15 protein-coding genes and 1 pseudogene are annotated in these 24,715 nt (G+C 37.7%); 4 read left to right on the forward strand and 12 right to left on the reverse strand.

Translation table 11 applies throughout. The features are described from left to right. Positions 1–81 precede the first annotated feature (81 nt). Both ACSZOX_RS00970 and ACSZOX_RS00975 read right to left on the reverse strand, forming a co-directional pair. On the reverse strand, positions 82–612 hold the full coding sequence (locus tag ACSZOX_RS00970; RefSeq protein WP_437917869.1) for a hypothetical protein: 531 nt from the start codon (positions 610–612) through the stop codon (positions 82–84). Between the two features lie 229 nt (positions 613–841). Further along, positions 842–2,239: a sulfatase family protein gene (locus tag ACSZOX_RS00975; protein WP_437917870.1), complete on the reverse strand. Its 1,398-nt coding sequence runs from the start codon at positions 2,237–2,239 to the stop codon at positions 842–844. Between the two features lie 291 nt (positions 2,240–2,530). On the opposite strand from ACSZOX_RS00975, the gene ACSZOX_RS00980 reads away from it, so the two are divergent. Continuing rightward, complete coding sequence (locus ACSZOX_RS00980) at positions 2,531–3,856, forward strand: ATP-binding protein (RefSeq protein WP_437917871.1); 1,326 nt, start codon at positions 2,531–2,533, stop codon at positions 3,854–3,856. 8 nt (positions 3,857–3,864) lie between these two features. Here ACSZOX_RS00980 and ACSZOX_RS00985 read toward each other — a convergent pair whose 3' ends face one another. Then, positions 3,865–4,755: a LysR substrate-binding domain-containing protein gene (locus tag ACSZOX_RS00985; RefSeq protein ID WP_437917872.1), complete on the reverse strand. Its 891-nt coding sequence runs from the start codon at positions 4,753–4,755 to the stop codon at positions 3,865–3,867. 214 nt (positions 4,756–4,969) lie between these two features. Here ACSZOX_RS00985 and ACSZOX_RS00990 point away from each other — a divergent pair, with 214 nt between their 5' ends. Next, on the forward strand, positions 4,970–5,635 hold the full coding sequence (locus ACSZOX_RS00990) for a hypothetical protein (RefSeq protein ID WP_437917873.1): 666 nt from the start codon (positions 4,970–4,972) through the stop codon (positions 5,633–5,635). 89 nt (positions 5,636–5,724) lie between these two features. Here ACSZOX_RS00990 and ACSZOX_RS00995 read toward each other — a convergent pair whose 3' ends face one another. Next, complete coding sequence (locus tag ACSZOX_RS00995) at positions 5,725–6,624, reverse strand: PepSY-like domain-containing protein (RefSeq protein ID WP_437917874.1); 900 nt, start codon at positions 6,622–6,624, stop codon at positions 5,725–5,727. Between the two features lie 397 nt (positions 6,625–7,021). Here ACSZOX_RS00995 and ACSZOX_RS01000 point away from each other — a divergent pair, with 397 nt between their 5' ends. Further along, positions 7,022–7,672, forward strand: a complete 651-nt coding sequence (locus ACSZOX_RS01000; RefSeq protein WP_437917875.1) for a TetR/AcrR family transcriptional regulator — start codon at positions 7,022–7,024, stop codon at positions 7,670–7,672. A gap of 61 nt (positions 7,673–7,733) precedes the next feature. Here ACSZOX_RS01000 and ACSZOX_RS01005 read toward each other — a convergent pair whose 3' ends face one another. Both ACSZOX_RS01005 and ACSZOX_RS01010 read right to left on the reverse strand, forming a co-directional pair. Next, on the reverse strand, positions 7,734–8,084 hold the full coding sequence (locus tag ACSZOX_RS01005; protein ID WP_437917876.1) for a MauE/DoxX family redox-associated membrane protein: 351 nt from the start codon (positions 8,082–8,084) through the stop codon (positions 7,734–7,736). A 49-nt stretch (positions 8,085–8,133) separates the two neighbouring features. Next, on the reverse strand, positions 8,134–9,198 hold the full coding sequence (locus ACSZOX_RS01010) for a Gfo/Idh/MocA family oxidoreductase (RefSeq protein ID WP_437917877.1): 1,065 nt from the start codon (positions 9,196–9,198) through the stop codon (positions 8,134–8,136). A gap of 133 nt (positions 9,199–9,331) precedes the next feature. Between ACSZOX_RS01010 and ACSZOX_RS01015 the strand changes: the two genes are divergently transcribed. After that, complete coding sequence (locus ACSZOX_RS01015) at positions 9,332–10,168, forward strand: helix-turn-helix domain-containing protein (RefSeq protein ID WP_437917878.1); 837 nt, start codon at positions 9,332–9,334, stop codon at positions 10,166–10,168. 222 nt (positions 10,169–10,390) lie between these two features. On the opposite strand, the gene ACSZOX_RS01020 is transcribed toward ACSZOX_RS01015, so the two are convergent. The 6 genes and pseudogenes from ACSZOX_RS01020 to ACSZOX_RS01045 all read right to left on the reverse strand — a co-directional run bounded on the left by ACSZOX_RS01020 (position 10,391) and on the right by ACSZOX_RS01045 (position 24,408). Continuing rightward, complete coding sequence (locus tag ACSZOX_RS01020) at positions 10,391–11,563, reverse strand: glycoside hydrolase family 88/105 protein (RefSeq protein WP_437917879.1); 1,173 nt, start codon at positions 11,561–11,563, stop codon at positions 10,391–10,393. Next, positions 11,560–12,632 (reverse strand): annotated as a pseudogene (locus ACSZOX_RS01025) (pectinesterase family protein). The gene ACSZOX_RS01020 and the pseudogene ACSZOX_RS01025 overlap by 4 nt, the downstream one beginning before the upstream one ends. A gap of 29 nt (positions 12,633–12,661) precedes the next feature. Further along, positions 12,662–14,308 (reverse strand): glycoside hydrolase family 43 protein, encoded by a 1,647-nt coding sequence (locus tag ACSZOX_RS01030; protein ID WP_437917880.1) that lies wholly within the window; start codon positions 14,306–14,308, stop codon positions 12,662–12,664. A gap of 105 nt (positions 14,309–14,413) precedes the next feature. Then, positions 14,414–16,888: a glycoside hydrolase family 95 protein gene (locus ACSZOX_RS01035; RefSeq protein ID WP_437917881.1), complete on the reverse strand. Its 2,475-nt coding sequence runs from the start codon at positions 16,886–16,888 to the stop codon at positions 14,414–14,416. A 317-nt stretch (positions 16,889–17,205) separates the two neighbouring features. Further along, positions 17,206–19,848 (reverse strand): xylan 1,4-beta-xylosidase, encoded by a 2,643-nt coding sequence (xyl3A, locus tag ACSZOX_RS01040; protein ID WP_437917882.1) that lies wholly within the window; start codon positions 19,846–19,848, stop codon positions 17,206–17,208. A gap of 213 nt (positions 19,849–20,061) precedes the next feature. Continuing rightward, positions 20,062–24,408 (reverse strand): two-component regulator propeller domain-containing protein, encoded by a 4,347-nt coding sequence (locus ACSZOX_RS01045; protein ID WP_437917883.1) that lies wholly within the window; start codon positions 24,406–24,408, stop codon positions 20,062–20,064. Between the last annotated feature and the right edge of the window lie 307 nt (positions 24,409–24,715).

Genomic DNA, 24,715 nt, shown 5'->3' on the forward strand with positions numbered 1-24,715 from the left:
GAAAACTTTTAAATAAAATAATAAAGCGTGGTATTGATAGTGCCACGCTTTATTATTTTATAAACTGAAGAGTTCCGCACGCTATCGTTCAAGTCTAGCTGCAAATAGACCTTCAATCTGTTTTTTTAACACATTCTTCGTTTCTTTTACTATAGCCTGTAAATCCTTTTTCAGTATAGCGGTGTTTTCAATAAAACGTCGAACAGAAAGTACTGCATTCTTAAAATCAACTTTATCAACATCTTGTCCCTGAAGCGGGACATAAAATAATATATGATCTACAGTTATTTCCATATCCGAAGGAGATGCTTCTTTGATAATTTCAAATAAAACCGTTGAATTGAAATGGAAATAAATAGGATATGATATCCTACAAAAAGGTGTATTTATTTCACCAAAAGATTCTTGATTACTATCAAAAATTTCTAATTTCCCATTAATATCACTTAATTTAATCTCAAAATCATAAAAATCATCTAATTCCCCAAGCGTTTCCGCTAGTAATTTTTCCTGATCTGTAAAAGGATATTCATTCAACGTTGATCGCACCGCATCAACCGCCATCGACACGCGGCTTTTAATTTCTTCTACTAACTTATCATTAACTTCCATACAATAAATTTGACAGGTATATGCTTCTAAACAAGGAATCTACTTTTAACCGATAAAATAACCTCAGCAAATTCCTTTTAAATTGAATAATTAACTTAATATAGTAACGAACAAAAAAGCAGTGGATTCGTTCAACCTAATACAAAAAATCGAAGTCCTGACAAAAATTGCCAGGACTGATATGATTAAGATCCAACTTACAATAACTTCTAATAACCGTCTTTAGATATTATTTAAACGGTACATCTAGCAGTGCACCAGTATCTCCCTGTTCTTTCATCCATTTTTCCAGTTCTTTTCGCATACGCTTAATACGGTTACTATACTTGGATTCAGCGGCTAAATTATTCAACTCATAGGGGTCGTTTGCCAAATCGTAGAATTCTAGTTCAGGATGTTGAGATATTCGATCGGTTAAAAACTTAGCATAACGATCGGTTTTTGCCTTCTCCGCCCAAGAGGTGTATACTTGATTTTTATCACGCAGATTCGTCATATACTTGATATAATAACTACTATCAGGTTCCAGATTAACAATCAGCTTAAATCGCTCATCTCGAATACTTCGTATCGGAAACGCAGGTCCCTCGGGAAAGTTATTGTGGATACCATATGCAAAGTCCCTATGCTTAGCTTTATTGCCCGCTATTACCGGAAGAAAACTTTTTCCGTCCAAGGTCTTCAAAGGGCTTTCTCCAGCAATTGCGACAAGCGTAGGTGTTATATCCTCATATTGAACGATAGCATTCGTCTCCGAAGAAGGTTTCAATAGTTCTGGCCAACGAATTAACATAGAGCTTTTTTGACCATTATCGTACAGCGTCCACTTTCCTCCGGGAAACTGTGGACCTTGTTCGCCTAAAAAGATCACAACAGTATTGTCCAATAGACTTTTATCTTCCAATAGTCTTAACATATCCCCTACCTGATTATCCAACCTTCTAACCTCGGCCAGATATTTCCCAAATTGCTGACGCGTCGATTCTGTATCTACCCAATGTGCTGGTAGCTTAAGCTGTTGGGGATTAAACTCATTAGCATCACCTACTGTCCAAGGAGCATGAGGATTTATACTCATAATGAACAGACAAAATGGTGCACTATCCTCCTCTACGAAAGTAGCTATACTATCTAAAAAATAGTCATCGGTAGCTGCGACACAATTTTTTTCAAAACCTGGGATAATCTCAAAAGGAAATACAGCGCGAGGTTTTGTCATATGATCTTTACCACTTAAACCGACACGATAACCAGCTCTTTGCAAATATTGCGCAACACTTTCCAAACCCGATTTAACAGATTTATGATTTTGGTAAGAGCCGTGACGAACGGGGTACAACCCTGTAAATAGAGAAGCCCTGGTAGGTACACACATTGCTTCTGAAGCAATCATGTTATTAAATTTAAGTCCTTCAGCAGCAATCCTATCAATATTTGGCGTTTTCATATTCTGTCCGCCGTAGCAACTCAATTGCCTGCTATCCAGATCATCTGCCATAATAATCAGAATATTCGGTTGTTTTTTCTTTCCATTCTCCAAATTCGTCCCCTGAGAAAAAGCGCCAAAGGAATGCGTAATTGCGGCCAGTAGCACAAAAATGTTTATAAAAAATACAGTTCCTTTCATATTACTTCATTAACGTTAGCGAATGTAAAATGGGTTTCCCCCTTTTCTACTCAATTTATCATCTACTTGATTAGTCAAAACTGACAAATATTTTTCACCTTGAATTGATTTTCTATTTCATTCTATACCAATTTTGTCTCATCGAAGACTAAATTGAAAAGCTGGCTACACATAAAAATACATGCACCCACGAAACAGTGAACAACAATATCAACTTCAACTGATGTATTCCCAGTTGACACTTTATATATTTTTGAAAAGATCTAAAGAGCATAGAAAGAAAATGAAAAGATGAGATGGAAATTTCATTACCTTAGTCAAAGAAGAAAAGGCCCCTACATGAAGAACAATACCAATATCACAAATGCAAGTATAGAATCTGCCGGATTACCGAAAGATTATAAGAACGCTATTGCCGAATACATTTGGAATGGATTTGATGCAAAAGCCGATCATATCGAAATACAATACGAAAGTAATGAATTGGGATATCTAAATAATATCCGTATAATAGACAATGGTGAAGGAATAGACTACAATAGCTTAAATAGATCCTTTGGAAATTTCCTTGACTCCATAAAAAGAAGCTCATTAAAAAGAAGCTCATATACACGTGGTAGAAAAGGAAAGGGAAGATTTTCTTTTTCTCTATTCGCAACACGTGCTACCTGGCAAACAAAATATCTCGAAAATGAAATCGTTCAAGAGTATCAAATTATTATAGACCGTGATCAAAAAGAATCCTATGAAGACTCTTTTCGCATACCAACCCCCGGTGCATCTACAGGCACTACGATTATTCTCGAAGGAATTTTCGGACTCACGGAGAGCTATTTAACATCCGAAGACTTTCTTGATTTCCTTGCTCAAGAATTTGGGTGGTTCTTATTCCTAAATAAAGAGCAAAACTACCAGATCAAAATCAATGGCACCCCCATATCATACAAACATCTCATTTTAGAAAACGAAACTGTACTTTGGAGACTCGAAGACAACGAGCAAAAGGAATACAAATTTAAAGTCAACTTTATACGGTGGAAAAAAAATATAGGAGACCGTTATTACTACTATTTTTTAAACAGTCAAAAGCTTGAAGTCGCAAAAGAGCTAACAAGTTTCAATAATAACGCTTTAGATTTTCATCACTCCATATATATTGAATCTTCCTTTTTCAACTTATTTCAGCAAGAATCTTTAGAGATAAGTCGTGAAAACAACCTCTTTAACGATCTACAGCAACATGTTATATTAAAAAAACTTAATGCCGATTTGCGAATTTTCCTAGATCGCAAACAAAAAAAATACGTTCGGGAGCAAGTTGCCGATACCGTCATCGCCAGTATCCAGCACAAGTATATTTTGCCTAGATATAGCACCGAGATAGAAGATCAAAGGAGAAAAGTTCAAATCATAAACTTACTCCGGGAACTTTGTATCGCACAACCAAAGGTCTTCACCAGCATGAAAACAGATTACTTAAAAGCCTACATCGGTTTCATTGATTTACTGCTACAAACCGATAAACGATCCGAAATCCTTTGGGTTATTGAACAAACCATTCCCTTGGAAGACGAGGAAAAAATGACACTTTCCAATATTTTGAATACAACTTTTTAATGTCTTACTTAGATGCGATGGGATAATAAATGCTTGTAGAAAATTTCAGACAGGTAATCCGAACTTCCTTGTGGTGTAACAAAGAAAAAACAGCGCTGTATCTCCAGCCCTTTCACATCCACAACCCTCATATCGCCATTTTTTAATTCTCCAAACACAGAATGTATAGAGAGAAAGGCAAACGTATTAGAGTTTAAAAGATAGCATTTCGTACCTTCGGTGCTCGTTATTTCCATATCAATGCTCAAATCAGAAAAATTGATATCGGCTGACTTCAACGCGGCCAAAAGTACTTCGCGGGAACCAGATCCCATTTCCCGAACTACCAGAGGTAATTTCTTCAATTCGGCTTTGTTAATAACGCCTTTCTTTACATTCGGATTTTCGTTCCGTGTACAAAGAACAATCTCATCTCTAGCTATACTAGTATACTTTAGATAATGACGTTTAGACTGTCCTTCCACAATACCAATATCAACCTTACTCTCCTGTAGCATACTTTCTACATACTCTGTATTATGAATAGAAAGCACGAGTTTCACATCTGGATATCTTTCTTTAAAGGATGAAAGATATTTTGGCAAGAAGTAATTGGCTACAGTCGTACTAACGCCAATTTTTAGTGTCCCTTTGACCTCTTCCGAAAGGGCTGCAAGTTCAACATCTATTTTTCTATAAACATCCCGTAAACTTTCTACATTCCGAAGTAAAATTGCACCAGCTTCTGTTAATTTAATCTTCGAGCCATTGCGTTCAAACAACCTCATTTTGTAGAAAGTTTCAATTTCTTGAATATGTTTACTAACAGCAGGTTGACTTATAAATAATTCTTTTGCTGCCTTTGTAAAATTTAAACGAGTTGCAACAATGTAAAACACCTTCAGTCTGAAATCAAACATAAAACTCTCGCTATTGTATGTATAGAATGCCTAGCGTAAATGTATAAATAATGAGCCTAAAAACAGCAGCTTAAGTAGTGCACTTTAAAAAATTCTTCTATCTCATTTTCAACCGACACTATTTTTGTAAACGCGTTACATTTTCTTGCCATAAGCTAAGTGATTCCTTTTTATTTTCCTTTAATTTCGATTATTTCACTAATAAATGTACAGTATGCATATCGTCTTTTTTTCAGTCGCGGCATTGGCGATCTTCTTCTTTCTATTAGCATCTAAATCTATTCTCTCTGGCATTCTCTTATTCATCTGGTGTATCTTGATTTCTATTGCCGCAATCGGTAATGTATTTATCGAAACACCTATTTTCTTACCAGTAACTTTAATTGCTACAGCATTACTAACATTAATATTATACCTCAGACTTAAAACCGACAAGATAGACTACAGATTTTTTTTATGGATTCACATCTTACGTATACCCGTGGAAGCTGTTCTATTTGGCCTATATCTGAAGCACAAAGTCCCATTGCAAATGACTTACCTTGGTTGGAATTTTGACATCTTATTCGGGATAACCGCTGTTATATTGTTAGCTGTCCAGATACTTTGCAAAAAACGGTCTTTCATTAACCTCCGTATTATCTGGAATATTCTCGGGATAATTTCCCTTTTGACAATTCTATCAATAGGTATCCTTTCATCCCCTATCCCTTTACAACGCATAGCATTTGAACAACCCAATATTGCAGTACTTGAATTCCCCTTTGTACTACTTCCGACAATAATTGTTCCCATCGTAATGTTATCACATTTCCTTACGCTAAAACACCTGTTTTCACGATCAAAAAACGACGAGAAGAATGCGTTGCGTGGAGCATAAGAAGTGCTCATCATTTTTGAAAAAACACGAAATAAAAAGACCGTATTTCCTTTCAGAAATACGGTCAAAAATCAATAATCTACAAGAATTTAATCTTCTTCACGAAGGAAATTACCTGCAGCATCAAATTCGAGTTCGATATCTTTGAAAGTTAACGTGTTCGTAATCTCTATGGCATAACTTCCATCTCCCTCCAATTCAATTTCAGTAACGATGTAACCGTTATAGTTTGCCAATATATACTCAGCTATTTTAAGGGGTAATAATGCGGAAGAAATTGCCTCTTGCCCTTTACTTTCGATTTCCTTCCACACGCCTTGAGCGTCGAACTCAATCTTTATACCGTTAACAAGATAAACTTCGTAAGAAACTACACCATCATCCGTCTCCTTTTTAACTGTTACTACAGAAATATTTTCAAAGGAGGTCGTTAAAAAATCCTGTGCCTGTTCTGGCAAATCTGTAAGTGCAATACGTTCATCATCTTCAGTATCATCTAAGTCAACACCAATAAAATGCTGTTCTTTATCAAAAACCAAATCAATTCCATTATTCAGTTCTAACGTAAAACCATTGCTTTCTCTTTCGATCTCTACAACATAATTGCTTTCATAATTTGCATTAAGATAAACATAGATTTCAGACAACTCTCCTTCCAAAAAAGTCGTAGGAATAGCAATATCACCTTCACTCTCTATCTCCGTCCACAAACCATCTTTATCAAAATCGACCTCGAATTTATTGCTTAGCAAAACCTTGTAAATAGAATTATAAATATTTGCAGAACTAGCCATTGAAGCCGAAGTAACCGTAGCATCTGCAAAATAAGTGTTTAAAGTTGTGCGAGAAGCTTCTGGAAGTGCCGACTCTGAAATTGATTCGCCGTTGGTTCCTCCGTCTAAACTATCATCTTTACTACAACTTAATAGCGTTCCAAAAATAATTGTAGCTAAAAGGACGCGAAATACAGTAACATGTTTTTTTATCATACTTTCTAAATTATTTTGTTTCGTGCATGGTTTAAACAACAATTAAGCCAAAATTCGAAACCCTGATTGAGCTCATAACTATACCAGTCAAAATATAAAATTTGAAATGTTACCACCTTGCGTAAAAAATAAACTAAACTTTGCATCTAGTATTTGAAATTTTCGACGAAATACACGTCGCCATATATAAGAAAGTGTTTAAACCAAAATTACCTAACGAAAGCTAAATTAGCCTTCACAAAGGTCTTCGTTCCACGCCATGGTATTTGCGAAGGCCTTTTTTTCTTCTAAACTAAAATACTTCTTTGTTTAATTACTGTAATAAAGTTTGAAATACACAACATTTAAACAAGCAGTAAATTCCCTTTCCTACTTATTGTTGGTATATTTGGTATCCATGAGGGCAAAGAAAAATAAATCAAAAAGGAATCCTTATAACGGTACTCAACGCAGCGTCGAAGAAAAGAAAAAACTTTTTAAAAAGGCAGTTGGAAAAATTATCCGCGAAGAAGGATTCTACGGACTTGGGGTAAACAAAGTCGCTAATGTTGCCGGCGTAAGTAAAAACTTAATTTATCGTTATTTTGGCAATTACCGTAACCTCGTTGAGCAATATGCTACCGACGTCGATTTTTGGTTATCTGTTTTTCCAAAACTCGAATTTACAGAGGGAACTGAATTCGAGTATGCGAGTTCTGTATTGGTTGAACTGTTTGATTACCTCATTGCAAATCCCGAGATGCAAAAACTGATATTATGGGAGTTACATGATTCGAATTATAATACAGCAACTATTTTGAGAAAACGTGAAGAAGTGGCCGAACCCTTTTTCAAAGAAGTTGACAGTACTTTGTACAAAAAAGTCGATTTTAGGGCCCTTTGCGCTATATTAGTCAGTTCGGTTTATCATTTATCAGCTTATTCCGCCGTTCAACAAGAAACATTTTGTGGCATCAATCTACGTGACGAAAAAGAACGTAAGCGTATTTTTGATACCATAAAATTTATCTTAACAAGTATAGAAAAAAACAGCTCCCGAATCATATGAACACAACGGAATAACAGCTAACGTTAACTACATCTCTTATTTTCTTTCCAATTCATGTTACTTAAGAAGTTATCCCTTTATCTTGAGTATACGCATTCCAAAACCACAATAGTGCAAACATATAAACAGCATGTAATAACTGGGACTTTATTGCATCCCATTTCTCAATAGAACAAGATCCTAAAATCAATAAGCTCATCAATACCAATCCACAATAAAGTACATAGTTCACTTTCCAACCTAGCAATAGCCAAATCCCAATAAGTGCTTCAATAATAGGCAAAGCATAACTGAAAAGAAGAACTATCCAAAGTGGTACTATTGATGTTTCCATCGTTCGCACCATCCATTCACTAAATCCACTTAACTTTGGCAAACGAACTAATCCATGGCCTGCCAATGATGCTGCCAACGGTAATCTCAAGCAAAAAAAGGCAATTTTAAAATCTTTTCTAAACATATCAAACAATAATTTTAGGAGCAACTTTCACAATACATTTCTTTAAAACACTTTCTCTGGCGGCATCCATAACCAACATCGTCTTATAGCCATCCAATCCGGAAACTGCAATTGGAGCACTATTTCTCATCGTTTGATAAACTGATTCGAAATAAGCGTAATAGTTACCATCTTCTGTATCCACAGGAAGCACTACTTTTTCTCCCTCTTCCATATAACTCAACCGTCCTCTCATCTCTTCTGGCTCCACACTCCACGCATTTTCTTTAGGCTTCTCGCCTTTCAGTAATCGCTCTTCCTGTATATCAGAACGTAGTTTAATAAAACTTCCCTCAGTCCCGTGTAAAATATAGGCCGGTTGATGCATAAACGAAATATCCGTAGCTCTCACCTTTACTCTCTTGTCTGAATAGAAAAGTATTATTTCAAAATAGTCTTCCACAGGCGAGCTTTTTCGGAAGGCAGCAAAACCTGCAAAAACCGCTTCAGGTAAACCAAATAAATAAATCGCTTGATCGACCACGTGTGATCCTCTATTATTAAATTCACCTCCACTTGCAGGTTGCTCGGTATGCACATCTCCCCTCAATTCTGGCAAAAATATATCATAGGATATAGACGCCTCGACTATATTTCCCAATTTACCAGTCTCTAACACTTTCTTTGTTGTCAAAAAGTCGCTATCCCACCTTCGATTCTGGTATACAAAAAGATGTAAGTTCTTCTCTTTTGCTAATTCGTACAATGCTAAAGCCTGAGCAGCAGTATTGGTAAATGTTTTTTCCACAATCGTATGTTTTCCTGCGAGCAGAGATTGTTTTGCAAGTTCAAAATGCGTTTCAATAGGTGTATTTACAACCACAAGTTCTACAGAAGCATCCTTCCAAACCTCATCTACCGCATTATACGACTTCACCTGAGGGTAGTCTATTTGAATTCGCTTTCTATTTCTTTCAACAGCTCCATGCAATTCAAATGCTGGATGAAGATCAAAAAAGGGTGCAAAAAAAATGGAACCTGAAAATCCATATCCTAGGATGACAGTATTAATCTTTTTCTCTATCATAATCTTATTTTTTCGTCCATCGACTATTTACCGTCAGCAGACTTAAAATTAGTGTTCTGACAGCACTGCAATTTCAAAAAATTAAAAAGTGAAAAGACTGTAAAAAAAACACATATTATTGTATTTTCACACTATGAAACGAAAACAGTTTGCACCCTTAGAAATCGAAACCTACACAGCAGACACCTACCCACTTCCAACCCATAGTCATACTTACTACGAATTAATTTATATTTTAAAGGGTTCTGGTAAACATCACGTCAACAGCATTATTGTACCTTACAAAGGAGGCGATCTCTTTTTGATATCCCCCGACGATCAGCATCACTTTGCAGTCGCTAAAAGCACTACCTTTTGCTTTATCAAATTTACCGATAGTTACTTTGAAGAAAATAAACAGCTACTGCCAGATCTTTTCAAACAAACACTTCCTACAGCTATCATGAGACATCCCAATCTCAAAGAAGGAAAATTAAAATTCAACGAGACATATGCCATTCTACTAAGAAAAACAGTACAATACATTTCCATTCATGAAAAACTACAAATTGCGCTGCACTCACCAATTTTATTCTTTCAAATTCTTTCTATTTTTTTACTAATATGGGAGAGCGAATTGCTGCCCAATGAAGATACACATCAAAAACAGCTTAATAGAGAAAACATTATATACTATATTCATCAAGAGATTTACCATCCGACAAAAATCCGTATCAAGAATATTGCAGCTGCATTCAATATTGCGCCAAATTACTTTAGCTTATATTTTAAACAGAAATTTGGAACCAGCTATAAAGCTTACACCGATCAATACAAAATCAAACTTATTGAAAATAGACTACTTTCTAGAAAAATGACCATGAAACAGATTTCCTATGAATTTGGATTTGTGGATGAAAGCCACTTTAATAACTATTTTAAAAAGAGAAAAGGGACAACTCCAGGAGAATACCGTACAAACAATACCTAAAAAAATTAACTGCTTCCAAATAGAAGCAGTTAACCATTGTGAATTATAATTTATCTACCGATACAAATTACGAGGTTCACCATATAAAAACCAACAAAGAAACCCATATTTAAGAAATTTTCAAACCAACTCCTCTCTATACCATAAAAAATTCGAATATCATCACCTTAAACTATTTAAACAAGAATTTGAACACCTTTGCTTTTTGGGTTTATGCCCTGGCTAGCGGTTGAGCAACAAACTTGTCATAATGAATGGTCCCACCGCCTTAGGATCATTTTCGCGAACGGGTTCTGATATGTAGTATTCAAAACTACCATCTCTATCTGCACTAAGACCAGCTACTGCACAACAATCTGTAATAATTAAATAATCATCTGGTTCTTCTTTGACAAATCGGACAACGTAATCCTCATATGCTTTAGTCCCACGATCTAGAAATGCATGATCAATATATCCTTTCTGTGCAGCTTTAACCCAACTATAGATAAACATTATAGAACCCGTAGCTTCCAAATAATTTCCTTCGCGGTGACCTTGATCTGTCACCTGATACCACATACCAGATTCTCTATCTTGAAAATTTGCAACTGCATTTGACAACTCTTGTAAAATATAAATAAGTTCATTTCTCTTGGGATGTTCCACTGGAATAAAATCTAACGCATCCACCAACGCCATCATGTACCAACCAATACTTCGCGACCAAAAATTAGAAGACAGGCCGGTTTTCGGATCTGCCCATCCCTGTATTTTTCTTTCATCCCATCCATGATAATAAAGACCCGTTTTTTTATCATACAGATGTTTGTGTACATCAGCTAGTTGCAGCACAACATCATCGAATATTTTTGGTTCTTCAAATTCCAAAGCAAATTGTGCTAAGAAGGGCATCGCCATGTACAAGCCGTCAAGCCAAACTTGATGAGGATAAATCTTCTTATGCCAAAAACTGCCGTCTAACGTACGAGGATGACTTTTCATCTGGCTACGTAGAAGCAACAAAGCTTTCTTAAAACGTTCATCTCCTGTTTTGCGTAGAATTGGAAATAATATTTTTCCTGTATTCACCCGATCGATATTATACTCTTCAAGGTTATAAGTCTTAATGGATCCATCTTTCAGCACCATCATATCAGCATACTTGAAAACGTAATCGTAATATTTCCTTTGTTTTGTTTTTTCCTCAAGCTGTAATATGGCCTGCATCACTAATCCATGACAATAATTCCATTTGGGAGCCTTAGAGAAATCGATCATCCAAGCTTCAGGATTACGTTTAATCTCTGAGTTCACCATATTTATCGCATTGTCCTGCCCTACTAAACGAGATGTTAGAAATAAAAGAAAAATCACTGAAGTAGAACATTTGATTTTTTTCACCAACTTCATCATAACTTTTGGTTTTCATGTAAAAAAGGTTGCCAAGTTCCAAACAGGGCCTCTATATAATATTTGTTTGCATCAGGCTTTGTTAATTGGTGGGACCAAGCTACGCGTCGCCCTTTGTTTGCGCCCACCCCTATAGATTCATATTCCGCATAATACGCAGTCTTTTCATTCTCTGCTTTTCCCCAGTTATGCCAGCCCTCACCTTTATATGCCCATCCATGGTACAAGACAGGTAAACTACCTTTGCATAAGGACGCCATGGCCGTCCCAAATAGACACTCTCAGCTTTCACACTAGCATCTGCAGATAAATGACACCGATCAAAAACATAACCATAATCTTGATCTACTGCCGTAGACGCAGCTGTAATATACCCAGCCCGGGTACTATGTAGCTCACACTGTTCGAAATAAGCTGCTGAACCCCCAAAAACAAAATCTACCGACCCCGCTACATAACAATTCTTCAAATACTGTTTAGTACCATTTCCCGCATACCACGTATCCTGATGTCCAAGAAATCGACAATGTTGAAATGCAGCATGTGGCGCATTTATATTAATAGCTAAAGCCTGCCCCGCATTCACACCTGACGTATTCTGAAAAGTCAAATTTTCTGCAACAAAAAAATCGCCATAAACAAACGTTGATGCTGACCCCGAAGTTCCAAACTCTAATCCTCTCCCGTTCAATCGCTTCGCGTAATTATCATAAGTCAATATTGTCTCATCCCAATTTTGACCTCTTAGGCAAATATGTGTTTTCTCCGCTGGCACACGAATCACTTCTTTATACACCCCATTCTTGATGTAGATTATATAAGGTTTAAGTCTGCCAACAGGAGCCGCGTCAATCGCATCTTGCACCTTAGTGAATTGTCCCGACCCATCTATCGCCACAACAACATGAGGTTCCACATCGCCTATCGAATTATCGACCCGCGAAGTACAATCTTTGCTTTGTAATCTTGCTGCCACAACGACGAAGTTTGAAAGAAAAAGAACTAACAAAAGTAAGCTGTGACACACGACTTTCTCTGTAAAGCTGTATTCTTTTATTAAGTAAATATTCATCTGATTGTTATTTTATTTTTTATATTCAATCAATCTCTCGTTATTCTGAACCAATCAAAATCAGCATATCCCCCATCATTAGACGCCTTTAATCTACAACTAAAAATCCCGATCTTAGCACCGATCCATTTCCCTTCTTTGGCAGAAAAAGATTTGCCTAAGCGTTCGAAATTTACACCATCTATACTATAAAGAAAAAGACAGTCCTTACCCTTAGAAACCTGAACCCTCAAATAAACTTCACCATTCGTTAGATTCACACGCTCGACAATCGTCTCTGGTTTTTGTCTCTCTGCATTAACACATTCAATCTGGGCCAAGGTAAATCCTCTCTCGTCAAATTGTAAAGAAAGAAGTCCATAATCCAATCCCATAACAACTAATCCTGTACGTTCGGCCATCAACTTACTATCCGGTCTAAAATTGACCTTAGTCGTTGCGATGAAATCTGCTGCGGGCATCTTCTGCAGCATCAAATTAGGCACATCCCAAAGGTTTTTATAATTTTCAGGAACCTGAACAGAAAATAAGCGTAAGACTCCTTTTGCTGCATCACTAAAATACCACCAATCATGAGGGTTTGCATGCCATTGCCATTGTAGTCCAAGATTATTTTCATTAAATTCATCTGTCTCCACAGGATTTATCCTTTCAGACACATGGAGAGGCTTTTTATAGGTAGAAACGGGTTTACCAATGCCCGTGTTATCTGCATCTTCACCAATTACGGGCCAATCATTCTTCCAACGCATAGGTTGCAAATGAACGATCCGTCCTACGGTCCCTACATCTTGAAAATGAAAAAACCAATCCTCACCCTTCGGAGAATCTACCCACGCACCTTGATGTGGGCCATTCACTTCTGTGTCTTTCTGTTCCAATACCACTTTACGTTCGTACGGGCCAAAGATAGACTTAGACCGTAGCACTGTTTGCCACCCTGTGGCCACGCCACCTGCAGGAGCAAAAATATAATAGTACCCGTTCCTCTTATAAAACTTGGGACCCTCGATCGTAGGATCTACATCATGTCCATCATATATTATTTTACTGGTTCCTATCGCTTTCTTTCCATCAGCGCTCAATTCCGTAATAGCAAGCACACTCTTTATTCCAGCCCGACTACCGGCATAAGCGTGTACCAGGTATGCCTTACCATCTTTATCCCAAAAGGGACAGGCATCAATTAAACCTTTTCCCGACTTCACGAGCGCAAGAGGTTCCCACTCTCCACGAGGATCCTTTGTTTTTGTCATATAAATTCCAAAATCTGGATCTCCATAAAAAATATAAAAATCCCCGTTATGGAATCGAATTGCGGGAGCCCATACCCCATTTCCATGTTGTGGTCTATCAAAAAATTTTAATGGAATACCCGCTTCTGCCTGTAATCGAGGTATTGCGTAATTTATGATTTCCCAATTGACCATATCTTTAGAATGCAAAATAGGCAATCCGGGTACTGCATTAAAGCTAGAAGCTGTCATGTAGAAATCATCACCAACACGACAAACATCAGGGTCGGAATAGTCGGCATAAATAATTGGATTTTTATAATTTCCATTTCCTAAATCAGGAGACCAAACCTCCGAGAGATATTGGGCTTGACCAAATAAAGGAAAGTTAAACACAACGGTAAGCAGTCCCAAAATCACTGGAACATATCTCTTTTTCATCTGTAAATAATTATTCATTTCGGTATACTAGATCATGTTATAGTTATGCCTCTTCTCAATTATCACTGTTGGCGATTGTCAATATTTTAAATAAAATTCAGTTTTTTACTTTACCTCAAACACATATCGTCTCCCCTTCTCGGTTTTCAAATCCCACAATTGTGTGTCAGGGACTTCAAAAGGAGAGATGTCAGCTTGTGCGGCCTTTAGCACCTGTTTGATTGGGTGTATCTTATAATAAGGATTTGGATTCTCGCCTTCGGCTTTTATCAATTCGTTAGTTTTAAAACTCACATCGTTAGCCACACGTAACCTACATACGCCACCTTTCTCAGAGAGTATACTTACCCTTTTTAGTCTATTATTTTCCCACTCCAAATCCACTTCAAAACTTCCTCGTGCACGCAATCCTGTTACTTTTCCCTTGTCAAAAGCGTCAGGTAAAGCAGGTAATAAATACAAATTACCATCATATGATTGCAGGAACATCTCTGCAATTCCTGAAGTACATCCAAAATTACCATCAATCTGAAAAGGGGGGTGTGCATCCAGTAAATTCGGATACGTTCCTCCGCCTTGTCCCGTTTCTCCTAAAGGCGGGCTAAGTTGATCTTTAATTAATTTATATGCTTGATTACCATCTAACAGACGCGCCCACCAATTTACTTTCCAGCCCATAGACCATCCGGTTGACTTATCTCCCCGATAAAGAAGAGAATTCTTGGCAGCCTGTGTTAATTCCGGTGTCCGAAATGGAGATATTTGTCCGGCAGGATACAAACCATAAAGGTGTGAAATATGCCTATGTTTATCCGTTGTTTTATCCCTATCGATCAGCCATTCTTGCAACTGATTATGTTTACCTATCTGCATAGGAGGAAGTAGACTTAACGCTTGTTCTACAGAATCAGCCAACCTATTATCAACTCCAAGTATTTTACTTGCATCAATAAAATTATTAAATACATCAAATATCAATTGATTATCCATTGTATTACCTGCTGCAATACCAACGCTCCCTGGCATATACGAATTTTCTGGTGATATTGAAGGACTCAACACCAACCATTTTCCAGTTACATCTTTTTGCAACACATCCAAATAAAATAATGCTTTGCCCTTTAACACATCGTAATACTCCTTCAAAAAATCTTCATCGGCATTAAATAAATAATGTTGCCAAATATGTTGACTGAGCCATGCTCCTCCCATTGGCCACATACCATAAAATCCACCATCTACAATACCAGTAATACGCCACAAATCTGTATTATGATGCATATTCCACCCCCGCGCATGATACATCTCCCGTGCACTCTCCACACCCGTAGACGACAGGTCTTTCAGCATTTCAAATAACGGCTGATGAAGTTCTTTCAAATTCGTAACTTCCGCAGGCCAATAATTCATTTCGGTATTAATATTAACGGTGTATTTACTGTCCCAAGGAGGAGAAAGCTTATCGTTCCATACACCTTGTAAATTAGCTGGTTGGCCACCTGGTTGCGAAGAACTAATTAAAAGATAGCGGCCAAACTGAAAATACAAAGCCACAAGTTGTGGATCCGCAACCGAAGCAAATTCACGAACCCGCCTATCGGTAGTTTTTGCGACCTGATCATCTGTCCCCAAGTCCAATGTCACGCGATTAAAATAGGACTGATATTTTTTAATATGATTTACTAGCGCCTGTTTATATAAAACCCGCTCAGCTTTCACGATTTTAGTTTGAGCAAGTTGCTTTCCGTTTCCACTTAAATCATCATAGCGTTTAAAATTAGTTCCGATAGAAATATAAAGAATAACCTCATCAGCACCTTCAATACGGAGTCTATCTTTTTCGGTTGTCAAGTATCCCCCTTTTAAAACGGGTTTTACAACTCCGTAAAATTTAACCTTTCCTATTTTTGCATCCACATTTCCACTAATACCATGCAATGCCAAAGCGGCATCTTCTGTTTCTATCGTAGCATTTTTATGTGGCGACGACATTCCCAACAAAAACGAAATACTTTTCCCTTTACTTGCAGACAAACGTACCACAATAACATCATCTGAAAACGAAGTAAACACCTCTCGTTGATAACGGACATTTCCGACTTTGTAACTTGTCTTCGCTACAGCTTGGCTGATATCCAGCTCTCTTTCGAAATCCTGATATTTTTCGTGCCCCTCAAAGCTCATCCAGACACTCCCAAACGTTTGGTAAGGCATCCCATAGTCTAACCCTTCAGGAGCTGCCCGAGGAAACGTCTCATTAGAAAGCTTTTGTGCTTCCTGAGGCTTATCGTTAGCTAACAAAGTTCGAATTTTTTGTATCTGCATAAACGTTCCCTTAGGCACGTTATTTCCAGGTTCTCCTGCCCAAATGGTTTCCTCATTTAGCTGTAATTCCTCCTTTTCCGTCCCTCCATACACCATAGCACCTAGTCTTCCATTGCCTAGAGGAAGTGCTTCATTCCAATTTTTAGCTGGTTGGTCATAACGAAGCTTTAAAGTACTTTGCGCATACCCAAGATTTACCGAGATACATAAAAAAAACACACAGCGTACAAAGCATCCAAATTGTTTTGTTCTCATTGTATAATTTATAAAATAGTTATCATTTGATTCGTAGCTCCATGTCTTGTTTGAATGTGTGATGTGTCAAGCGTCGTATTTTTAATTATTACTTGTTCCGATTTAGAACCATTCAATTCCAACGTAAGTTGATCAGCTCCTTTCGCTTCTAAGTTTTCGAACGCTGCCTAACATTTTCCATATAGATGGTTGGTTTGAGGTTCCTGTACAACGGGAATATGAAGCCAAGGATCATTATTTTACCCTCCAGCTTATCAATACAGTACACAAATAAATTGCTATTACGATCTTTCTCATAAAAAAATGATCATCTAAAACTATAATAGTTGAAGCTGTACTTTCTTTAAGTCCTCTTCACGAGAACTCCTCCCAATCTCCAATGTGAACGAACCCGATTCAGGCGCCATCGTTTGGTATGTATCACTCCACCACTCTAATTCTTTCATTCCTACAGTAAAAGAAACATAGACAGTCTCTCCTGCAGGAATAAAAACCCTTCTCACTGCGCGTAAGGTTCTTATTGGTCCCTCATCGTCGTCATTTCTTTTCACATACAACTGCACAATTTCTTCCCCGTCTTTAAGAGATACATTTTTTACCGGCACCGTCAATGTTGTTGAATCTCCTATATGCAAGTTCGCTTTGGTTAAGACAGGTTTATCATATGTAAAGCAACTAAAACTCAAACCGTATCCAAAAGCAAACAAAGGTTTATCTCTGAAATAACGATAAGTTCGTCCCTCCATATCATAATTCTCAAAATCAGGCAGTTGAAATACATCCCTATAAAAGGTAATAGGTAAACGTCCAGAAGGATTATGATCCCCAAATAAAACTTCTGCCACAGCCTGTCCTCCAGCTTGTCCAGGATACCAGGCCTGAAGAATAGCCGGACAAATCTCCATTACTTCTCCCAAACCTATGGCAGAACCAGAACAATTTACATAGACAACAGGCTTTTCCTGTTTTCCCAAAATCCGTAAAAAATCTTGCTGCACATCAGGTAGACGAATATCGGTCCGATCTCCTCGTTTAAATCCGGGCAGATCTACGCCCATTTCCTCCCCTTCCACAGATGGAGAAATACCACCCACATAAATAATCACATCCGCCCCCTTCACTCGCTGCAGCGACTCTTCAAAATTTACATCTTCCTTAAAGCCAATATCCATGTTTAACTGTGCATCACCACTATGATATATAAAATCGACCTCCACAGGATAACTTTTCCCCTTCTCCACTACAAAAGAATACGCTATCTTCCGCGCACCATGTCCTGTACGAATACTTCGAACAATCTCCCCATCAATTTTAATATCCGCCTTTCCATTTACATAAAGTTCCAAGGTAGCTTTGCCAGCAGTATCGGGATAGAAAACCGTAGAATATCTGGCAGAGAAATCAGTCAATGCTACTCCAGGAGCAAAAACCGTAGCGCCGGAAGTACACAATGCAAATGCAGAACTTAGCTGTTGCTCCACAACAACTTCACCTTTTCGCTCTATATTATTCCAATATTGGGCTAAAACACCTTGGGTATTCCCTAAGCGACACCGATCAAAGGCACTACGAAACAGAGAACGTTCTACCAAACCACTGACTGGCTCATAAATTATTTTATCATTTTCACCCAATGCGGATTTTATACCTTCAAGAATAGTAATCGTATGTGCAGGTGTACCGTTGTAATTTCCCCATTGCATAACAGAATCATTCGCATTAGGTCCCATCACGGCCACTGTCAAACCTCCTCTTTTCAAAGGCAGTACATTATTGCTATTTTGCAAAAGAGTTATTGATTTACGTGCCACATCTAGGGCGAGGGCATGGTGTTTTTCCGAAGCAATGACATTCGGGTTTATCTTTGCCCAAGAAACTGTTTCGATATCGTCCATTTCACCAAGTCTGAACCGTGCTAATAGCAATCTTTTCACCGAGATATCAATATCCGCTTCGCCAATATCGCCCTGAGCTACAGCCGCTACGAGATCTTTATAACTCGAACCACAATCCAGATCGGTACCGCTACGTACCGCATCAGCGGAAGCTTTCGCCGCATTCTCATGGGTATGATGAGCGTTCTCCTTATAAAAATCAGCAATAGCTCCACAATCAGCCACAACAATACCATCAAATCCCCATCTCTCCCGCAGAATTTGCATCAAAAGTTGGTCACTAGAACAACAAGGTTCTCCCTCAAATCGTTTATAGGCGCACATAACTTCACGCACGTTACCGTCTTTTACCAATGCTTCAAATGCAGGGAGATAGGTTTCATATAAATCACGTGGTTTTATCAGTTTAGCATCAAAAGAATGTCGATTCCATTCCGGTCCAGAATGAACAGCAAAATGCTTCGCACATGCGTGCAATTTATCATATTTTGACAGCTCCGTTGGTCCCTGTAATCCCTTTACCGCAGCGACTCCCAAAAGGGATGTGAGAAAAGGATCTTCGCCATATGTTTCAATACCGCGGCCCCAACGAGGATCGCGTAAAATATTAATCGTAGGCGTCCACATCGTCAACCCCTGATATCGACCGAATTTTCCAGCATTAACATATAACGTGTTTTTTGCCCTAGCTTCATCTGATACCGCCGTAAAAACCTCTTGAATCAATTCCTCATCGAATGTCGCAGCCATACCAATAGGCTGAGGAAAAACAGTCGCTAGACCAGATCGAGCAACACCGTGAAGCGCTTCATTCCACCAATTGTAAGATTGAATTCCCAATCGTGTAACCGGTTGCGAAACGTCTTGCATAAGAGACACCTTTTCTTCCAATGTCAACCTCCCCACTAAATCCTCTGCCCGTTTTTCGAAGGACAGGTTTACATTTTGAAAGGGATATTGCTGTCCCACACCTGTTAAAGGATATACGAATCCTAAACAAAAAATGCTATAGACAAAAACTTTATCTAGTACATAAGTCATTAACATAGAAATTTTTATTTGCATATTATCATTTTTAATGACCACTCTAGGGCCCTCGGTTTATAATGTAAAGATCGTGTGGCAATGACGATACCATTGCATAACAAAATCACGAACGAAAATAGGCTTAGCTAGGCTATAAAAGGTTTAATAATTACCAAAAAAGGTACATTTTAAACACCTACACTATTCTCACAAAAAAATTACTTAAAAACAGTATTTTGGTCATCTATTTTTTCACACTTCTATTTGCTTTTGTAAAAACTCCTTAGGCGAACACCCATATTTTTCCTTAAAACAAGTACTAAAATATTTGGGATATTTAAATCCCACTTTGTAAGCTACTTCTGTGATATTATAGCCCCCATTTTTCAAATACATAACAGCTTTTTGCAGACGGATATCGCGCACAAATTCCACTGGTGCTTGATTTGTAAGACTTTTAAACTTATTATAAAAGCTATTCCTACTTAGAGCCAAAGTTTCTGCTACGGTGTCGATTGTAAATGTGGGATCTATCATCTTCTCCTCTACGATAGCGAGAACCGTGCGTAAAAATTCTTCATCTTTATCTACCAACACAACATTCGACGCAGTCGGGATTATCGTTTTCTTTGCCACAATTGCTTGTACTACTGTTTTTCTTCGCTCTAAAATGTTTCGAACCGAAGCCATTAGATAATCCATATGAAACGGTTTTGTCATATATAAATCGGCACCATATGTAACACCTTCCATTTTACTTTCTATCGCATGTTTCGCTGATAACAAAACAATCGGAATATGACTGGTTTGCGGATTACTTCGAAGTTGTCTCAATAATGAAATACCGTCCAATTTAGGCATCATAATATCGCTAATAATAAGTTCCGGCAAACGAGATACAGCCATTTCATAGCCTATCTCTCCATCCTCGGCTAATATCACTTCGTAATGCTCTTTTAGCTGTAAAGCCAGAAACGTACGTAAATCCGAATTATCTTCCACAATCAACACTTTCCCCTTTTCATCGTGATCCCCTACAGAAACTAGTATATCTTCTGTTAAAATTCCCCTATTACCACCTTCCTTCTCATCATCTATTTTTCCTAAACTAAGATTAACTTCATCAACAATAGGCAGCAATTCCGCTTGTTCCACAACGGGCAAAGTAAACGTCACAATTAATCCTGTCGGTTTCGCATTTTTCGCTTCAATCGTTCCATGATGGAGCAATATTAACTCACGGCTCAACGCCAATCCAACTCCCGTACTCTTCATCCCATCCTTCGCCGATTCATGTCCAACATAGAAAAGGTCAAAAATATTCAAGAGTGCATCATCTGCTATACCAGGGCCTTGATCTTTTACCGCTAGGTAAATCCTTTGCTCTTTCTTGTCTAAAGAAAGAGTAATTTCAACTTTAGTATCCGCAGGTGCATATTTCAAAGCATTTGAGAGCAAATTACACAATACAATTTCGATTTTTTCCCTATCTATCCAAAGCGGTAGAACATCAATTTCAGTTAAAAAGATCAAACGAATGTTAAGCTCTGCAGCGTATACGGCGAAACTATCCCGTGTCGATTTCACTAAATCAACTACATCAACCAATCTCGGTCTCAATACATATTTATCTTCTTGAATTCGTCGAAGTTCCAACAATTGATCCACAAACCCTCCCATTCTCGTTGCGTTATTCTTTACCATCTGCACGTATTTCTTCCCATCAGCAGACAATCCCTTTTCTTTCAATAATTGATCAATGGGTGTCGCGATCAAAGTCAGTGGTGTACGTAATTCATGTGATATATTCGTAAAAAAGTCCATTTTAATATTGGCTAATCTTTTCTCCAACAACACCTTCTGTTTAAGATGTAACATAGATTTAGTCACCATCTTCACGATCCAAATAGCTAAACTAAGAATTAAAACATAACATACGTAAGCCCACCAACTTGCCCACCACGGAGGAGACACAACAATCAAGATCCGCTTAAAAGGCATTGTACTATAAAGATCTGTTTCACACTTAACTTCAAAAACATATTCACCAGGCTTTAAATTGGTAAATGAAGCACGGTTTATGGCACCATTCTGATGCCATGAACTATCCAATCCAACAAGGCGGTAATAAAAATTCTGGTGGTTAGCATTATGATTATTTACCGCAAAATCTATACTTAGATTGTTCTGATTATGGGACAATAAGAGACGATCTAAGTATTGAATATTAAACATCCCTTTTCTAGATCGAGGATTCCATTCTTCACTATTTACTAAGAGCTTGGTAAAAACCAATGGCGGTGTGTTACTCTTTCGTTCACTATTTTTATTCTTATAGATCAGTAAGCCCTTCGTTGTACCCCAAATAATCTCATCTGTATTAAGCTTAACCACCACTTTTTCAGAAAAACCAGCATGCGCAAAATGAACATTAGCGTCTACGTTGAAAAATCTACCACGTGCTGTATCAAAACGAACGATCCCTCCTTCCGTTGCGAGTAAGAGATTACCGGTAGCATCCACTACACAACTCAAAATAAATCCATTTGAAAGCCCTTCCCCAGCTCCATACTTGGTAAACAGCGGTTTTTCAAAAGGATCGCCTGATACCTTTATCAAACCTCCACCCGCAGTACATAGCCACATATTACCTTTCGAGCCACTAAAAATATATTGGATATCATTATCACCCAACATAAATTCTGTTTCAGCATTATTAACAAAATGTTTGCTTTTCTTTGCACCATCGTATACAAAAAGTCCAGTTGTAGTCGCTGTCCAAAGGTTACCACTTTCATCCAAAGCCATGTGTCTAACCTTTATCTTATTTTGTCCATTCAATGCGTTCGTTCCTGCTAATACCTCCTTAAAGCCTGTATGTCCAAAGTTCTCTTCCAACTTGAATAATCCTTCATCAAACGTTCCAACCCAAAGTACATCCTTATTGTCTTCCACAAGAAAGTAAATTTGAGTAGCATTCAACAAACCATTCTCTCGGTTATAATGTTCTAAACGATAAGTATCGGTAGGCCCATCTCCTATTGGTATAGCTTTATGTAAACCTTTATCTTTTGTACCAATCCAGATATTACCGCGCCGGTCTTCCAAAAGAGCATAGATAGCACCAAGTCCATTACGAGGAACATTTAAGAATTTAGGCTTACTATATTTTCCATCCTTCAACATATAGAGGTCACCATTTTTCATCCCGATCCAAAGTCGCGCATAACGGTCAGATAACAAACTACGAACTTCTTGTGTTACTCCCCTTTTTTGATTTTGGAACTCGGGCAGCAACACCTGTTGAAAATCAGCTTGCTGTATCATCATTTTAACGAGTCCATCCTCTTCCGAACAAAACCAAGCAACACCATCAGAATCGTAAAAAACGTTATAATTATATTGAGGCAACTCGGACATTTTCCCTTGAATATCAACAGTTTCAAACCGCATATCTTTACTTACTGGATCAAAATATCCAAAGCCTCCTCCTTTCATCGAAATCCATATCGTCCGATTAAAGTCTTCAAAACATCTAAAACCTACCGATCCGCTAAAATGTGTTGTAGGCGGGAAGAATTTTTGAGACTTATTGGCTTTCCTATCCAAATAAGTTACTCCAGGTCCTTCATGTTCCAGCCAGATATTACCAAAAAAATCTTCATAAATAGCGTAAAGTGGTCCGGTATTGGAATACACGACAGTTTGCTGCCCACTAGCAATATGAAGCTGCCAAAGCTCCCCCCGAACATTTGTCAAATACAGGTGTTTTCCAGATTTTGAAAAAAAAATATCATTTATAGCTACATTTCCAATCTCCAAAACACGAAAAACTTCATGCTTTTTATCATACAAAACCAGTTTATTCGAAGCCCCAGCAAATGCGATAAAACATTCATCCTCTGATATTTTAGTTATCGATCTACCTTCTGTTGGATTCTCGGCGAGCCTCTTTATCGATAACTTTCCCTTGCCGGATGCTAACAAAGAAATACCTCTATCTGTGGTTACCCAATAATTTTGATCTTGGTCCTGATGAAGAATATTAATCTCATTTGAAAAAATACGAGAAGACTGCTCCCCTCTTACATCAAAACACTGTATATGTTCTTCAGGATTTTTTTGAGAAACGGCAATTAACCCCAAATTTTCTGTCCGCAGCCAAATGTAAGCCGTATCCAATGCTAATATTTTCTCTATGAAAATTCGCTTCTTAAACCTCTTTTCCAATATTTTAGATAGTGAATGAAACGTTTCAGTCACCTTATCGAACCAATAAACTCCTTTATTATAAGAAACAATCCATAATTTATTATCTGAACCATCCAGCAATTGTGAGACACGCCGGCTTTCTAAATACGTCATATCGTCAGCAGAAAACTGACTAAAATTTTTGAATGTATATCCATCAAACCTATTGATACCATTCCAAGTACCAAACCACATGAACCCATCCTTATCCTTTACAATGGAGCTCACATTATGATGCGACAATCCATTTGCTCCTGTATAGAAATTTAGCTTCACTTTTTCCTGCGCATAACCATACTGCAAGAAAAAAAGTAAAAACATTATCCTTCCAATGCTTGATAAGCTCATTATTTTTTACTTTGATGATACTGCAAGAACAATCCGTTGATTGGCGCCTGTAGTTCTAGACAAGGCGGGATTCGGCGATCTCATAAAATGCATGATAACACTACTTTTCATTATTTATCAGGTTTACAGTCTAAAGACACAAGTTGTCTTTCAGACATCAGCGACCTTTTTCACAGGTTTAACTAGTCGTTTTAACAAATTTACATAAACTACCTGTAGTAAGAAAGTCTAAAACTCATTAAATTTTGAACCTTATTTATCGATCAAAGCTTCGTTTCCAACAAATAAATCCACAAGTCAACCAAAT

The sequence above is a fragment of the Sphingobacterium sp. LRF_L2 genome (assembly GCF_965644235.1).
Classification (GTDB): Bacteria; Bacteroidota; Bacteroidia; order Sphingobacteriales; family Sphingobacteriaceae; genus Sphingobacterium.

What these genes read in the sequence shown, in the direction of transcription:
- ACSZOX_RS00970 (WP_437917869.1), bottom strand. Translation starts at nt 612, where the DNA reads ATGGAAGTTAATGATAAGTTAGTAGAAGAAATTAAAAGCCGCGTGTCG.
- ACSZOX_RS00975 (WP_437917870.1), bottom strand. Translation starts at nt 2,239, where the DNA reads ATGAAAGGAACTGTATTTTTTATAAACATTTTTGTGCTACTGGCCGCA.
- ACSZOX_RS00980 (WP_437917871.1), top strand. Translation starts at nt 2,531, where the DNA reads ATGAGATGGAAATTTCATTACCTTAGTCAAAGAAGAAAAGGCCCCTAC.
- ACSZOX_RS00985 (WP_437917872.1), bottom strand. Translation starts at nt 4,755, where the DNA reads ATGTTTGATTTCAGACTGAAGGTGTTTTACATTGTTGCAACTCGTTTA.
- ACSZOX_RS00990 (WP_437917873.1), top strand. Translation starts at nt 4,970, where the DNA reads ATGCATATCGTCTTTTTTTCAGTCGCGGCATTGGCGATCTTCTTCTTT.
- ACSZOX_RS00995 (WP_437917874.1), bottom strand. Translation starts at nt 6,624, where the DNA reads ATGATAAAAAAACATGTTACTGTATTTCGCGTCCTTTTAGCTACAATT.
- ACSZOX_RS01000 (WP_437917875.1), top strand. Translation starts at nt 7,022, where the DNA reads ATGAGGGCAAAGAAAAATAAATCAAAAAGGAATCCTTATAACGGTACT.
- ACSZOX_RS01010 (WP_437917877.1), bottom strand. Translation starts at nt 9,198, where the DNA reads ATGATAGAGAAAAAGATTAATACTGTCATCCTAGGATATGGATTTTCA.
- ACSZOX_RS01015 (WP_437917878.1), top strand. Translation starts at nt 9,332, where the DNA reads ATGAAACGAAAACAGTTTGCACCCTTAGAAATCGAAACCTACACAGCA.
- ACSZOX_RS01020 (WP_437917879.1), bottom strand. Translation starts at nt 11,563, where the DNA reads ATGATGAAGTTGGTGAAAAAAATCAAATGTTCTACTTCAGTGATTTTT.
- ACSZOX_RS01030 (WP_437917880.1), bottom strand. Translation starts at nt 14,308, where the DNA reads ATGAAAAAGAGATATGTTCCAGTGATTTTGGGACTGCTTACCGTTGTG.
- ACSZOX_RS01035 (WP_437917881.1), bottom strand. Translation starts at nt 16,888, where the DNA reads ATGAGAACAAAACAATTTGGATGCTTTGTACGCTGTGTGTTTTTTTTA.
- xyl3A (WP_437917882.1), bottom strand. Translation starts at nt 19,848, where the DNA reads ATGCAAATAAAAATTTCTATGTTAATGACTTATGTACTAGATAAAGTT.
- ACSZOX_RS01045 (WP_437917883.1), bottom strand. Translation starts at nt 24,408, where the DNA reads ATGAGCTTATCAAGCATTGGAAGGATAATGTTTTTACTTTTTTTCTTG.